The sequence below is a fragment of the Micromonospora sp. NPDC005205 genome (assembly GCF_040608275.1).
Lineage (GTDB): Bacteria > Actinomycetota > Actinomycetes > Mycobacteriales > Micromonosporaceae > Micromonospora.
Window position 1 is genome coordinate 65179 of sequence record NZ_JBEXHV010000019.1, and the last position, 12983, is coordinate 78161.

Below are 12983 nucleotides of genomic sequence, written 5' to 3' on the forward strand. Positions count from 1 at the left end.
AGCGGTCCGTTCTGGTCGGCTGACGTGAACAGGCCGGCGCGCCGCCGACCCCCTCTATGTTCCCACGCCGCCGGGGTGCGCCCACTGCGCGGGCGATGGAACGGCCCGAGGACCCCTCACTCCATCGGCGGCTCGACGAAGAGCGCGGCCAGCCGGGGCAGCCGGCGACGCGCCTCGTCCTCGTCGTCGAAGTCCCAGAAGTCGTTGAGATCCGGCGTCCGCACCGGCTCGCGGTCCGCCGGCAACTCGGTAGCGGTGGCCTTGCGGTACGCGTCCCACGGCACCGAGAGCATCTGCTCGGCGGAGAACTCCTCGCCGCTGAGCGAGGCCGCCCGCACCTGGGGCAGTTCGGCCAGCGAGTCCGGTTCGGTGACCGCGCCGGCGAAGACGGCCCGACCCTGGGTCATCAGCCAGCCCCGGAAGTGTTCGAAGCCCTCAGCCGAGGCGCCACCGTTGATCAGGTACGCCGCACCCCACAGATCCGCCTTGTGCGAGGCGGCCAGCACCCGCGTCTGGTGCCGCGCGTACCCGATGATGTCCTCCGGGTCGCGCTCGGCGAGCAACGCCACGGCTCGCGCGGCGACCGGGCCAGGCTCACCCCCGCCGCCGGCCCGCGCCTGGTCGATCAGCTGCCAGAAGTCCTCGGTCCTCATGGCTTGGCAGTCTGGCAGTGTCGCCGTGCGTCGCGCACGTACCCCGGTGCAGCATGGTGTGATGTCCTCTCCCCCGCTGCCGCCGTACCACGCGAGTGCCCTGCGCCCGTCGTGGCCGGCGTTACCGGCGGCGCTGCGGGCCGCGGTCGCCGAACGGCTCGGCGCGCCGGTGGTCACCGCCCGGGTCGCGGGCGCGGGCTTCACCCGCGGGTTCGCCGCCGTGCTCGACACCGCCGACGGTGGTCGGGCCTTCGTGAAGGCCGCGCCCGCCGCCGAGCAACCGCACCTTGTCGACTGGTACGCCCGAGAGGCCGCGATCCTCGACCGGCTGCCGGCGGACCTGCCGGCGCCCCGCCCCCGGTGGACCCTCTCCGCGGCCGGTTGGTTCGTGCTCTGCACCGACGCCGTCGACGGGCACACCCCGCAGCTGCCCTGGGTGCCCGTCGAGTTGGACGCCACCCTCGCCGGATACGCGCGTATCGCCGCAGCCCTGGCCGACCCGCCGGGCGAGCTGACCGCGCTCGGCCTGCCGCACCTGGCCGACCTGGCCCGGTCGGACATCCTGTGGTGGGAGGAGGTCGCCGCCGGTCGGGAGCCGACCCCACCACTGCCCGCGCCGCTCGTGGGCCGGCTGCCCGAGCTGGTGGAGTTGGAGTCCCTCCTCCCCCGGTACGCCGCCGGGGCGACCGGCCTGATCCACGGTGACCTGCGGGTCGACAACGTGCTGATCGACTCGGAGGGCCTGGCCTGGTTCTGCGACTGGACCTGGGTCTGCTCCGGGCCGGCCTGGTTCGACCTGGCCGGCCTGCTGCTCACCGTGTACGCCAGCGGGCTGGACGCGGACCGGCTCTTCGTCGCGCACCCGGCCACCGCCGACGCGCCGCCGGACGCGTTGGACGCGACCCTGGCCGCGTTGGCCGGCTACTACCTCACCGGCGCCGCGGCGGCACCGCCGACGGCCTCGCCGCACCTGCCCGCCCACCAGCGGTGGAGCGGCGAGCAGTCGCTCGACTGGCTGGCCCACCGCCAGGGCTGGCGGTAAACCGCCGCGACGTGCGAGGGCGTAACCTGGTCCCCGACGGGCCGGGTCCGTCGCGCGAAAGGCCGAGCCGTTTTGGCTCGTCCCGGGCGACCTGGTAACCTTGCTCTTCGCGCAGCGATGACGCACGTTCGTCATCACGCGCAATAAGCTGACCAACCCGAGCTATCAAGACGAGGCTGTCGCGTGGCGAACATCAAGTCCCAGATCAAGCGCAACCGGCAGAACGAGAAGGCCCGGCTGCGCAACAAGTCGGTCAAGTCGTCGCTGAAGACCGCCGTCCGGAAGTTCCACGAGGCTGCCGAGGCCGGTGACGTCGAGAAGGCGACCGCGCTCATGCTGGACGCCTCGCGCAAGCTGGACAAGGCCGTCAGCAAGGGCGTGATCCACTCCAACCAGGCCGCGAACCGCAAGTCCGCGATCGCAAAGCGCGTGGTGTCGCTCTCCGCCTGACGATTTCACAGTCAGACTGATTCGGAAAACCCCGGGCCCGCGGCCCGGGGTTTCCGTGTGTCCAGAGGCCGGCCGTGTTCAACCGAGCCGGCCGTTGCGGGCGAGGGCCCGACGGGCGGCGGCGCTCAGTCTGACGGGTTGGCCCGACGGGGCGGTGGCACCGGATCGGCGGTGATCACCACGCCGGGAACGCTGTGCGAGACCCACTCCACCCGGGCTCGGCCGACCACCGGTTCCATCTGCCGGCGAAAGCGATCCCGTTCCTGCTCGGGCACGAGCGCGGCGGAGCGGACCACGATCGCGGCAACCATGTCGTTGAGCTTCACCATGGCGGCCACCACGACCGGCAGCACCAGCACCGCCCACCAGCTGACCAACTCGGCGAGGGCGAGCAGCACCGCCAGGGCGATGGCACCCTCGAAGAAGAGGAAGCACAGCACGCCGCCGGGGTTGACGAACCGCAGGCCGAGGAGTCGGGCGTAGAGCGGCCGGTAACGCGCCTCGTCCACGGGAATGGTGGCCCAGGCTGGGCGGTTCGCCCCCGTCACCTGGCGCTGCCCTGCCGGGCCGCCGCGACCGAGAAGACCGCACGCTCCAGGGCGTACGCCCGGTCGTCGGAGCCGCCCTTGACGGCCGCGTTGCACTCGGCGGCGACCTGCATGGCCCGGACCAGGCCCTCCGGTGTCCAGCCCCGCCCCTGCCGCTGCGCCCGCTCGATCTTCCACGAGGGCATTCCGAGGCTGCTGGCGAGCTGGTACGGGCTGCCCCGGCCGGCCGATGCCACCCGGGCCACAGTGCGCACCCCGTCCGCCAGGGCATCCGCGATGGGCACCGGGTCGACCCCGACGTGCAGGGCCCAGCGCAGTGCTTCGAGCGCCGCCGGCACGTCGCCGACCATTGTGGCGTCCGCCACCGTGAAGCCGGTCACCTCGACCCGGCCCCGGTAGTAACGGGAGACCGTCTCGGCGCTGATCCGCCCATCGGTGTCGGCGACAAGCTGGGAGCAGGCGGCGGCCAGCTCACGCAGGTCGTTGCCGACCGCGGCGATGAGCGCCTCGGCGGCGTCGTCGGTGCACTTTCCGCCGGCCCGGCGGATCTCGTCGCGGACGAAGGCCAACCGGTCACGGTGCCCCTTGAGCTTGGCGGCCGGGACCACCGTCGCGCCAGCCGCCCGCAGACCGTCTGCGAACGCCTTGCCCTTGGCACCGCCCAGGTGCAGCACCAGCAGCTGGACCTCCGGGTCGGGATTCTTCGCGTACGCCAACAGCGCGGCGACCAGGTCCTTGCGGGCGTCCTGGCCCGAGCGCAGGATCAGCAGCCGCCGCCCGCCGAACAGCGAAGGGCTGAGCATCTCGGCGATCTCGCCGACGGTGAGCGCGCTGGCCTGGTACTCGCGGACGTCCACCTCGGGGTCGACACTGCGAACCTTCGCGACAGCTTCGGTGACCGCGCGCGTGGCGAGGAGCTCCTCGTCACCGAGGACGAGCAGAATGGGGGCGAGGCTGGCGGGGGTCACGCCGCCCATATTCGCACGGCCTGCGGCGGGATCGTGCCTGCTCATTCGCTGCTTGATCGGCGCAGCCCGCACACAGCGCAAATCCAGACATCCAACTCAATTCCCTTTTAATTCGCAAGTCGCCCGATTGATCAGCGGCCCGTCGTCCCACCGGGGTCAGGGCTGCCGGCCGGCGGGTACACCTCGCCGGGCTACCGCCAGACCGCCGTCCGTCCGGACCGCCGCCACGTCGCCGTCCGTGTCGGTACGCAGCACCCGCACGCCGCCCCTGCCCAGTTGGGAGAGCAGCTGCGGACTCGGGTGCCCGTAGGTGTTGCCCGTGCCCACCGGCACGAGTGCCACCGCCGGCCGCACCGCATCGAGGAAACCCTGGTCCTGGTACGCCGAACCGTGGTGCGCGACCTTCAACACGTCCGCGCGTAACTGGCCGGGGGCTGCCCGCGCCACCATCGCGTGCTGCTCCTCGGTCTCCGCGTCGCCGGCCAACAGGATCCGCACCCCGGCCACTGTGGCGCGCAGCACCAGCGAGTTGTTGTTCGGGTCGGACCTGGTCCCGGCCAGCGGGTACGGCGGGCCGAGCACCAGCAGGTCGACCCCGCCCACCGGGTGACGAGCGCCGGCCACGGTGGTCAGCAGCGCGGCCCGCCCTCCGGCGGCCGCCGCCCGAACCAGGTCCCGACCGCTCTCCGGGTCGGTGGACGACGGCGTCAGCACGGCGCCCACCCGCCGTCCCCGGAACACCCCGGCCACCCCGCCCACGTGGTCCGCGTGGAAGTGACTGATCACCAGCAGGGGCACCTCCCGTACGCCGAGCCGACGTAGGCAACCGTCCACCGGACCCGGTTCCGGCCCGGCGTCCACCACCACGGCCCGACCGGGGCCGACCGGGAGCACCAGGGCGTCGCCCTGCCCCACTGCGCAGGCCACCACCACCCAACCGGCGGGCGGCCAGCCGGCGGCTACCAGTCGAACCGGCAGGGCACCCAGCACGGCGGCGACCCCGACCACGGCCACCAGCCGGCGTACGAGTGGCCGGCGCACCGCGATCAGCAGCGCGACGGTCAGCCCGGTCAGCAGCAGGGCACCGGGCACCCCGCCCGGCCACGGCAGGGTGCCGCCTGGCAGTCGGGCTCCATGCCGGGCGATGACCACCAGCCACCAGGCCGGCCAACTCGCCAGCCACGCGACGAACTCGGCGCCGGCCGGCCAGATCGACGACACCATGGCCGCCAGCACGCCCAGCACTGTCGCTGGCGCGATGGCCGGCACCGCCAGCAGGTTCGCCGGCACCGCCACCAGGCTCACGGTGCCAGAGATCCCGGCGACGACCGGGCCGCAGGCAAGTTGGGCAGCCGCCGGGACGGCCAACGCCTCGGCCAGCCCAGGCGGAACGCCTCGCCGACGCAGTCCGTCCCGCCAACGCGGCGCGAGCAACAGCAGGCCACCGGTGGCCAGCACGGAGAGGGCGAACCCGGGATCCCCGGCCAACTCGGGGTCGACGAGCACCAGCACGGTCACGGCGGCGGCCAGCGCGGGCAGCGCCGCCCGAGGTCGACCGGCGGCGAGCGCGGCGAGCCCGATCGCTCCCATCGTGGCGGCCCGTACGACGCTCGGCGACGGACGGACCAGAATGACGAACCCCACCAGCGCCACCCCGCACAGCGCGGCGGCGAGCCACGGACCGGCGCGCGACCACCGGGCCAGCAACAACACCGCACCCACCACGATCGCGACGTTGGAGCCGGAAACCGCATTGAGGTGGGTCATCCCGGTGGCCTGGAAGTCCGCCTCGACGGCGGGTGGGAGTCGGCTGGTGTCGCCCACCACCAGACCCGGCAGCAGCCCGCCGGGGTCGTCGGGCAACGGCGCGCAGGCCCGTTGCAGGCCGGTACGCAGCGTCCCGGCGGCGCGCTGCGCCCAGGACGACTTGCCGTGCCGTTCCGGTGGGCCATTGGTGCTGAGCACCGCTGCGGTGAGATCGCCGCCGCGCGGAACGCCGAGCCGACCGTCGACGGTGAGGCGCTGCCCGGGCAGCAGGCCCCGCCACGCCGGGTCGGTCGCCAGGACAAGTAGCCGCACCGACGCGTGGAACCGTCGACCATCCGGGCCGGTGAGCCGGACCAGCTCGGTCGACACCAGCAGCATCCCCGGTCGCCCGGCGCTCCGGATCGGGCGCGGGTCGTCCCGGACCACCAGGTCGGCGGTGACCGGCGCGCGTTGCTCGGCGAGGGCACGGATCGCCGGCGCGTCGCGCGCGGCGAGCTGGGCGGCGGTGGCCGCACCCCCGCAGACCACACCGAGGCCGACCGCCACGGCCACCCACCCGTAGCGCAGCGCCATGGCTCGGGGACGGCCGAGACGGCCGAGGAGGTGCACAGCACCGATCGCCGTCAGACCGACCGCCGCGCCGGCCACCAGCAGAACCGCCCGGCTGCCGAGGTGCAGACCGGCGAGCGCGGTGAGCCACGCCGCCACGGCGAGCCCCGCCAGTCGCAGATCCGGCGGCTCTGACCGGGTCCCGCCGGCCAGCGGCGCGGCCTGAGCCGGCCCAGCCGGCGGCGGGGGCTGGGGTCCGCCGACCTGCGGTGGGTCAGCGGCGACGGCGGACTCGCTCACACCGTCACCAGGTCCTTGAGCTGCTCGTAACGGGCATCGCCGATCCCGTCGACCTGGCGTAGGTCGCCAACGGACGTGAACCCGCCGTGCTGATCCCGGTGGGTGAGGATCCGTTGGGCGAGCACCGGCCCCACCCCGGGCAGCGCGTCGAGCTGCGCCAGTGTCGCGGTGTTGAGGTTCACCGGCCCTGCGGCGGGGGCCCCTCCACCCGCCGCAGGCCCGGCCGCACCGCCCGGCACCGGCGGTGGCGTCACCCCGACCACGATCAGCTCACCGTCGGTGACCTTGCGGGCGGGGTTGAGCAGCGCCACGTCGACCCCCGGGAGCGCGCCGCCGGCCGCCTGCACCGCGTCGGCGAGCCGGGACCCGGCCGGCAGGCGTACCAGACCGGGTTTTCGGACCTTGCCCGCGACCGCCACCACCAGTTCGCCGGAGCTGGACACGCTCGGGTCACCCGAGGGTGCGGCCGGCGCGGCCTCGGCGACCAGCGGGGCGACCGGTTCCGACTGCGGCCGCGAGCGCCAGGCCCAACCGGCAGCGCCCAACACCACCACCACGGCGACGACCGCCAACGCCCGCACACCCCGCCGCCCGGGGTCGAACGCGCCCGGGCCGGGTAGCCGCGACTCCGGCCGGACCGCCGGGCCGTCCGCAGCCGGCGCCACGACCGGCAGGGAAGGCGGGAAGGACAACACGTCCGCCGGCAGCGCACCGATCAGGGACGACGGGGGTACGCCCGCGTGCGGCATCTCCGGCCGGGGCGGCGGTGCGACGGCCGGCTCCGTCAGCCGACGCAGGCGCTGGCGTACCTCTGTCTCCTCGTCGTGCGACACAGCGCGACGCTATGGCGGCGGCCGGGACGGTGGAGGGTGACCGGCTCGTCCTGTGGACAACCACCGCCACTGTGGACAACGCCCTGATCATGCATCGATCTGTTATGCGTAAGGCTGACGGCCGGTGGGGCGAAAGCGCCCGACCGGCCGACGGGCCTGCTACAGGTACGGCCGGGTGATGATCTCGATGGCGTGGCCGGCCGGGTCGAAGAAGTAGAAGCCCCGCCCACCGTGCTCGGTGTTGGTCTCCCCCTCCCGCTTCAGCTGCGGGTCGGCCCAGTACGTGATGCCACGCCCCTCGACGAACGCCAGGCACCGCACGAACAACTCGTCGTCGACGAGGAACGCGTAGTGCTGCATCTGGATGTCCACCGGCGGCTCGGCGAACTGGAGCAGCACACCCTCGTCCAGCTGGACGTTGGCGAACGGCCCCCACGACGGTGCCTCCGGCAGCTCGAACAGCTCCCGGTAGAACGCCGCCGAGGCGCTCTTGTCCTTGCTGGCGATGATGGTGTGGTTGAACGTGACTGTCATCCGTACCGTCTTCTTCCCGGTCGATCCGAAGACCCGACCGGAGGCCCAACAGCGTTCACCCAACCACGCAGATGACGAAGCCCCGAGGGCACCGACGCCCCGGATCCCGCACGAGAGACGCGTACGTCGCGTCGATCTCGGCGTGGTGGCTGAAGTAGCCAGAACCTCCGGGGGGTAGGCCCATCTGGGGCGCGTACGGAGGCTAACACAGCGGCGCGGGCAGGTTCATTCACCGTTTTTGGAGCATGACCGAGGCGACTTCCGCCATGAGCGCCAACGCCCAGTCGAGTTGTCGGCAGTCGCTGTGTCCTCGGCACTCCAGGCACCCGCCCGCCCGCCACGGCCGGTCGAGCGCCCGGGTCCAGTGAGCATCCAGCACCCGCTTGGCCACGAACAGTTCGGTCGCCGTAGACACCGGTTCATCGATTGGCATGTTCGGCGCCTCCGCCCGGTCCGAAGTAGCCCGCCCTGAGGGCCGAGGCGTTGCGCGATGCTCTCCCTCAGGGCGGGCAGACCGGATACCTCAGGAGTGCTGAAGTCCAGGAGCACCCGGCCACTGTCTCACTGTATCTACTGTCTCACTGTAGTCAAGTTCTCACTATCTCCACTTTGCCGCGTTGCCGCCTTGTCCCGATCACGCCCGGGCTGGAAACATGATCTCCGCTGAAGTCCGGGAGAGCCGCTCATGCCGACGAGACCACCGCACTACCGCCGCGTGGCGGATGACATCGAGCAGAAGATCCGCTCGGGCGAATACTCGCCTGGCCAACAACTGCCATCGGTGTCCGAGATCGGCGAGCTGTACAACGTGGCACGCTCAACGGCCTATCGAGCCGTCAAAGAGCTGCACGAGCGGAACCTGATCTACGGCCAGCAAGGCCAGGGCGTCTTCGTCGCCGACAGCTAGAGGCTGAGCGATCCAGACGGTCAGCGGGCCTCTGGGTCGAGGCCGAGCACGGCCCGTCCGCCGTCCACCGGCAACGTCACTCCGTTGATGAAGCTCGCCGCGGGTGACAGCAGGTACGCGACCGCCTCGGCCACCTCGTCGGCCCGCCCGATGCGGCCCACCGGGTGCAGTCGGGTCAGCTCGGCGTCGATCCACTGGGCCTGGGTGGGCTCCTGGGTGGCGAGGAATGCGGCGTGCCGCTCGGTGGCGATCGAGCCGAGCGCTACCGCGTTGGCCCGGATGCCGTGCCGCCCGTACTCGACTGCCAGCGCCCGGGTCAGCCCTTCCACCGCGGCCTTCGCCGTCGCGTACGGCAGGGCACCGGACACCGGTCGACGGGCCTGGTGCGACGAGACGTTGACGATCGCGCCGCCGGTCTCGCGGGCCAGGAAGCGGCGGACGGCGACCGCGGCGCCCACCACGGCTGGCCGCAGGTTCAACCCGATCAGGTCCAGTACCGTGTCGGCCGACGCGGAGTGCAGCGTGGCGTCGCGGAACACCGCTGCGTTGTTCACCCAGCCGGTCAGCGGCGCGGCGCCGTCCGCCAGTTCGGCGGCGTGCTCGGCCACCTGCTCGTCGGCGGCGTCGCCGACCACCGCGACGAGCCGATCGGCGGCCGGATGGTCGGCCAACCAGTCGACCGCGTCGGCGTCGCGTTCCAGTACGACGATGGTGGCGCCCGTCGCCAGCAGCCGTTCCACCACGGCCCGGCCGACTCCGCGACCGCCTCCGGTCACCACCTGTGAGGTGGACACCGCTCAGCCCTCCGGCCGGCGGTGGACGACCACACAGGCCAGGCCCGGTCCGGCGTGCGCGGCGACGACGGCACCGGCCTCGGAGACGTACGTGTCGTGCAGCCGGTCGCCGAACCGCTCGGTCAGTGCGGCGCGCAACGCCTCGGCCCGTTGCGGCGCGGCCAGGTGGTGGACCCCGAGATCCACGTCGTCGCCGTCGGCCGCCTCGACGGCCAGGTCGACGAGACGGGCCACTCCCCGGCTGGCGGTGCGAACCTTCTCGCGCAGCACGATCGCCCCGTCCGGCATGTGCATGATCGGCTTGACGGACAGCGCGGTGCCGACCAACGCCTCGGCGGCGTTGATCCGACCGCCCCGACGGAGGAACTCCAGCGTGTCGACGTAGAACCAGACAGTGGTGCGGGCGATGGCGGCGAGCGCCGCGTCGCGTACGGCGGCAAGGTCGTGGCCGGCCTCGGCGGCGGTGGCGGCGGCGATGGCCGGAAAGCCCAGCCCCATGCCCGCCGAGCGGCTGTCCACCACCTCGACCCGGCCGTCCAGGTCGGCGGCGGCGAGCTGGGCGGCCTCCACCGTGCCGGACAGCGCGGCGGAGATGTGCACGGAGACGATCCCGTCGGCGCCGGCGTCGAGCAGTCGGCGGTACGTGCGGGCGAACTGCTCAGGTGCCGGGCGGGAGGTGGTCGCGGTGACCCGGCGGGCGCTCAACGCCCGTGTGGCGTCGGCCGGCTGGGTCTCCACCCCCTCCAGCCCCTCCGCGCCGTTGAGCACGACGGTCAACGGCACGACGGTCAGCCGGTGCGCCTGCACCAGCTCGGACGGAAGGTAGGCGGTGGAGTCGATGACAACCGCGACGGGCATGCCCGGCACGCTAGCCGATCGAGGCCGCGAACGCCGAGGCGCGAGTGCTCAGACCGCGTCGACGGCGACCGGGGCAGTGATCAGGCCGACGTTGTGCGCCCGCAACTGCCAGCCACTGACGTCCTGCGGACGCCCGATGGCCGGCGCACGGTCGTCGTGCCGTAGCTCACTCCAGTGGCAGTTGGCCAACGAGCCGACGGAGCGCAGCACACCGGTGTCCCAGCCGAGCAGATGGCCCATGCCCTGTCGGGAGCCGCCACCGTGGGTGGCGATCACCACCGTGCCGCCGGCTGCGGCCTCGGCCGCCTCCCGCAGCGCGGCACCGACGCGCTCGCCGAGGTCGTGCAGGGGCTCCAGATCCGCGCCCGGGTCCGGGTCGCCGGCCCGCCAGCGCGCGTACTCGTCGGGAAATCGCTCGGCGACCTCGGTGAGGTGCAGACCCTGCCACTGGCCGAAGTGCCGCTCGCGCAGCCGGGCGTCGGTGCGGACCGGCAGGCCCGTCAGCGCGGCGAGCGCGGCGGCGGTCTCCGCGGCGCGGCTCAGGTCGCTGGCGACGATGGCGTCGGGCCGCAGCGCCGCGAGCAGCGGCGCCGCGGCGCGAGCCTGGTCGCGACCACGCTCGTTGAGGGGTACGTCGAGCTGCCCCTGGACGCGGTTGGCGGCGTTCCAGTCGGTGTTGCCGTGCCGCCAGACGATCAGTCGGGTCATTCGGCGGCGGCGGACCCGCTGGCGTCGGCCTCGACCAGGTCGCGATCGACGAACGGGATGGTGGGGCAGTCCTTCCAGAGGCGGTCGAGCCCATAGAACTCGCGCTCCTCGGTGTGCTGGACGTGCACCACGACGTCGACGTAGTCGAGCAGCACCCAGCGGCCACCACGCTCGCCCTCGCGCCGCACCGGCTTCGCCTTCTCCGGAAGCTCCAGCAGGCTCTCCTCAATGGCGTCGACGATGGCCAGCACCTGACGCTCGTTGGGGGCAGCGGCGAGCACGAACGCGTCGGTGATGGCGAGCTGGTCGCCGACGTCGATGATCGTGATGTCCTGCGCCTTCTTGTCGGCGGCGGCCTGGGCAGCCGCGATAGCCAGCTCGTGAGCGCGTTCGGAAATCGTCACCGTTCTCCTTCGATCAAGCGTGCGATGCTCCAAGCGTCTCATACCCGGCGGCACCCCGATCGTCCAGTTCTGGTCGGTTAGCGCCATGAACCTGGTCATAACGGGCGCGCTCAGCGCTGATAGAGGCTCCGCTTGGCGATGTACTGCACCACACCGTCCGGCACCAGGTACCAGACCGGCTCACCTCGGGCGACCCGGGCGCGGCAGTCGGTCGACGAGATGGACATCGCGGGCACCTGGATCAGGCTGACGGTGTCCGCCGGTAGGTGCTTGTCGCTCAGCGGGAAACCGGGCCGGGTCACGCCGACGAAGTGGGCCAACTCGAAGATCTCATCCAGGTCCTTCCAGGACAGGATGCGTTGCAGGGCATCCGCGCCGGTGATGAAGAACAACTGCACCTTCGGGCCGTACTCGGCCTGAAGGTCACGCAGCGTGTCGACCGTGTAGGTCGGCCCACTACGGTCGATGTCGACCCGGCTGACCTGGAAGCGGGGGTTGGAGGCGGTGGCGATCACCGTCATCAGGTAGCGGTCCTCGGCCGGGCTGACCGGCTCGTCGGCCTTCTGCCACGGCTGCCCGGTGGGCACGAAGACCACCTCGTCCAGGCCGAACCGGTCCGCCACCTCGCTGGCCGCGACGAGGTGCCCGTGGTGGATCGGGTCGAAGGTGCCACCCATGATCCCGATCCGCCGGATATCTTCCTCCACCCGATGATCGTAGGCCGAGCGTCGTGGCCGAGCGTCCCGGCCCGTCCCCGCCGTACGTCACCTCACTCCACCCCCACGGTCCAGCGCGCCGGGACCACCCCGACGCCGCACGGTGATCGACTCGGCTCAGGTTGCAACGGGTCGCAGTTATTCGCCCGTCAGCGTATATTCGTCGACGAGTAACCGTTGACGAGCGAGGGGGTCACAGTGCCGAAGCGGCGCAAGGTCGGCAACCTGCTGGCGCTGGCCGTGCTGTCCGCCCTGGTCCAGCGGCCGATGCACCCGTACGAGATCGCCACCGCACTGCGGGCCTGGGGCAAGGACCAGGACATGGACTTCAAGTGGGGGTCCTTCTACACGGTGATCGGCAACCTGGACAAACACCACCTCATCGAGGCGGTGGAGAACGTGCGCGAGGGCCGACGCCCGGAACGAACCGTCTACCGGATCACCGACGCCGGTCGGACGGAGCTTGTCGACTGGGCCCGCGAGCTGGTCTCCACCCCGATGGCGGAGCATCCCCGTTTCCGGGCCGGGTTGTCAGTGCTCGCCGCGCTGCACCCGGACGAGGCCACCGGCCTGCTGCGGCAACGACTCGACCTGCTGGAGGCCGCGCTTCGCCAGGACCGCGAGACGCTCGACACGCACCTGCGGGAGATCCCTCGGCTGTTCCTGGTGGAGTCGGAGTACGACCTCGCCATCCGGAACGCGGAGGCCGACTGGCTGCGGGCACTGCTCGCGGAGCTGACCTCGGGGACCTACCCCGGGTTGGACACCTGGCGGGCCTTCCATGAGACGGGCGAGATGCCGGCCGAACTGACCGAGTTGGCCGAGAGAACGGCCGCCCCGAAATCCAACCCCGACACCCTCACCCCGGAGGCAGGCACCGACACCACCGGCTGAAGAGCGGCCCCGGCGAGGTGCGCCAACACCTCACCGGGGCCCTGACCCCGAACCGACG

Annotated in this window: 16 protein-coding genes; 4 read left to right on the top strand and 12 right to left on the bottom strand. The window is 72.3% G+C overall.

Annotation, left to right across the window (positions count from 1 at the left end):
* Positions 1-116: 116 nt before the first annotated feature.
* A complete protein-coding gene (locus ABZU43_RS27230) occupies positions 117-653 on the bottom strand; it encodes a DUF4240 domain-containing protein (RefSeq protein WP_355009293.1) in 537 nt (178 codons plus the stop codon).
* A gap of 61 nt (positions 654-714) precedes the next feature.
* Here ABZU43_RS27230 and ABZU43_RS27235 point away from each other — a divergent pair, with 61 nt between their 5' ends.
* Together ABZU43_RS27235 and rpsT are read left to right on the top strand one after the other, a co-directional pair.
* The gene (locus tag ABZU43_RS27235) at positions 715-1695 is read left to right on the top strand and encodes an aminoglycoside phosphotransferase family protein (RefSeq protein WP_355009294.1); all 981 of its coding nucleotides are present in this window, start codon (positions 715-717) and stop codon (positions 1693-1695) included.
* A 183-nt stretch (positions 1696-1878) separates the two neighbouring features.
* Entirely contained in the window at positions 1879-2145 is a 267-nt protein-coding gene (gene rpsT / locus ABZU43_RS27240) for a 30S ribosomal protein S20 (RefSeq protein ID WP_030491765.1), read from the top strand.
* A gap of 125 nt (positions 2146-2270) precedes the next feature.
* Here the strand turns inward: rpsT and ABZU43_RS27245 are convergent, their stop codons facing one another.
* The 6 genes from ABZU43_RS27245 to ABZU43_RS27270 form a co-directional block, all read right to left on the bottom strand.
* Complete coding sequence (locus tag ABZU43_RS27245) at positions 2271-2693, bottom strand: hypothetical protein (RefSeq protein WP_238670907.1); 423 nt, start codon at positions 2691-2693, stop codon at positions 2271-2273.
* The gene (holA, locus tag ABZU43_RS27250) at positions 2690-3670 is read right to left on the bottom strand and encodes a DNA polymerase III subunit delta (RefSeq protein WP_355009295.1); all 981 of its coding nucleotides are present in this window, start codon (positions 3668-3670) and stop codon (positions 2690-2692) included. The genes ABZU43_RS27245 and holA overlap by 4 nt, the downstream gene beginning before the upstream one ends.
* Positions 3671-3817: 147 nt before the next feature.
* On the bottom strand, positions 3818-6190 hold the full coding sequence (locus ABZU43_RS27255; RefSeq protein WP_355009336.1) for a ComEC/Rec2 family competence protein: 2373 nt from the start codon (positions 6188-6190) through the stop codon (positions 3818-3820).
* Positions 6191-6273: 83 nt separating this feature from the next.
* Positions 6274-7110 (bottom strand): ComEA family DNA-binding protein, encoded by an 837-nt coding sequence (locus ABZU43_RS27260; RefSeq protein ID WP_355009296.1) that lies wholly within the window; start codon positions 7108-7110, stop codon positions 6274-6276.
* Positions 7111-7269: 159 nt separating this feature from the next.
* A complete protein-coding gene (locus ABZU43_RS27265; RefSeq protein WP_112604312.1) occupies positions 7270-7644 on the bottom strand; it encodes a VOC family protein in 375 nt (124 codons plus the stop codon).
* 229 nt (positions 7645-7873) lie between these two features.
* Entirely contained in the window at positions 7874-8077 is a 204-nt protein-coding gene (locus ABZU43_RS27270) for a hypothetical protein (protein ID WP_355009297.1), read from the bottom strand.
* 282 nt (positions 8078-8359) lie between these two features.
* Here ABZU43_RS27270 and ABZU43_RS27275 point away from each other — a divergent pair, with 282 nt between their 5' ends.
* Positions 8360-8551: a GntR family transcriptional regulator gene (locus tag ABZU43_RS27275; RefSeq protein ID WP_244236754.1), complete on the top strand. Its 192-nt coding sequence runs from the start codon at positions 8360-8362 to the stop codon at positions 8549-8551.
* A 20-nt stretch (positions 8552-8571) separates the two neighbouring features.
* Here the strand turns inward: ABZU43_RS27275 and ABZU43_RS27280 are convergent, their stop codons facing one another.
* The 5 genes from ABZU43_RS27280 to nadD all read right to left on the bottom strand — a co-directional run bounded on the left by ABZU43_RS27280 (position 8572) and on the right by nadD (position 12022).
* Positions 8572-9345 carry an SDR family oxidoreductase gene (locus ABZU43_RS27280; RefSeq protein ID WP_355009298.1) on the bottom strand — a complete coding sequence of 258 codons (774 nt, stop codon included), beginning with the start codon at positions 9343-9345 and terminating at the stop codon, positions 8572-8574.
* A gap of 3 nt (positions 9346-9348) precedes the next feature.
* A complete protein-coding gene (locus ABZU43_RS27285; protein ID WP_355009299.1) occupies positions 9349-10203 on the bottom strand; it encodes a DegV family protein in 855 nt (284 codons plus the stop codon).
* Positions 10204-10251: 48 nt separating this feature from the next.
* Entirely contained in the window at positions 10252-10911 is a 660-nt protein-coding gene (locus ABZU43_RS27290; protein ID WP_355009300.1) for a histidine phosphatase family protein, read from the bottom strand.
* Positions 10908-11315 (bottom strand): ribosome silencing factor, encoded by a 408-nt coding sequence (gene rsfS, locus ABZU43_RS27295; RefSeq protein ID WP_355009301.1) that lies wholly within the window; start codon positions 11313-11315, stop codon positions 10908-10910. The genes ABZU43_RS27290 and rsfS overlap by 4 nt, the downstream gene beginning before the upstream one ends.
* Positions 11316-11425: 110 nt before the next feature.
* Positions 11426-12022, bottom strand: coding sequence for a nicotinate-nucleotide adenylyltransferase (gene nadD / locus ABZU43_RS27300; protein ID WP_355009302.1), 597 nt, complete (start codon positions 12020-12022; stop codon positions 11426-11428).
* Between the two features lie 186 nt (positions 12023-12208).
* On the opposite strand from nadD, the gene ABZU43_RS27305 reads away from it, so the two are divergent.
* Complete coding sequence (locus ABZU43_RS27305; RefSeq protein ID WP_355009303.1) at positions 12209-12925, top strand: PadR family transcriptional regulator; 717 nt, start codon at positions 12209-12211, stop codon at positions 12923-12925.
* Positions 12926-12983: the final 58 nt, after the last annotated feature.

Bases quoted from the DNA above. Each gene is read 5' to 3' on its own strand.
- ABZU43_RS27230 (WP_355009293.1), bottom strand. From the start codon at position 653: ATGAGGACCGAGGACTTCTGGCAGCTGATCGACCAGGCGCGGGCCGGC.
- ABZU43_RS27235 (WP_355009294.1), top strand. From the start codon at position 715: ATGTCCTCTCCCCCGCTGCCGCCGTACCACGCGAGTGCCCTGCGCCCG.
- holA (WP_355009295.1), bottom strand. From the start codon at position 3,670: ATGGGCGGCGTGACCCCCGCCAGCCTCGCCCCCATTCTGCTCGTCCTC.
- ABZU43_RS27265 (WP_112604312.1), bottom strand. From the start codon at position 7,644: ATGACAGTCACGTTCAACCACACCATCATCGCCAGCAAGGACAAGAGC.
- ABZU43_RS27270 (WP_355009297.1), bottom strand. From the start codon at position 8,077: ATGCCAATCGATGAACCGGTGTCTACGGCGACCGAACTGTTCGTGGCC.
- ABZU43_RS27285 (WP_355009299.1), bottom strand. From the start codon at position 10,203: ATGCCCGTCGCGGTTGTCATCGACTCCACCGCCTACCTTCCGTCCGAG.
- ABZU43_RS27290 (WP_355009300.1), bottom strand. From the start codon at position 10,911: ATGACCCGACTGATCGTCTGGCGGCACGGCAACACCGACTGGAACGCC.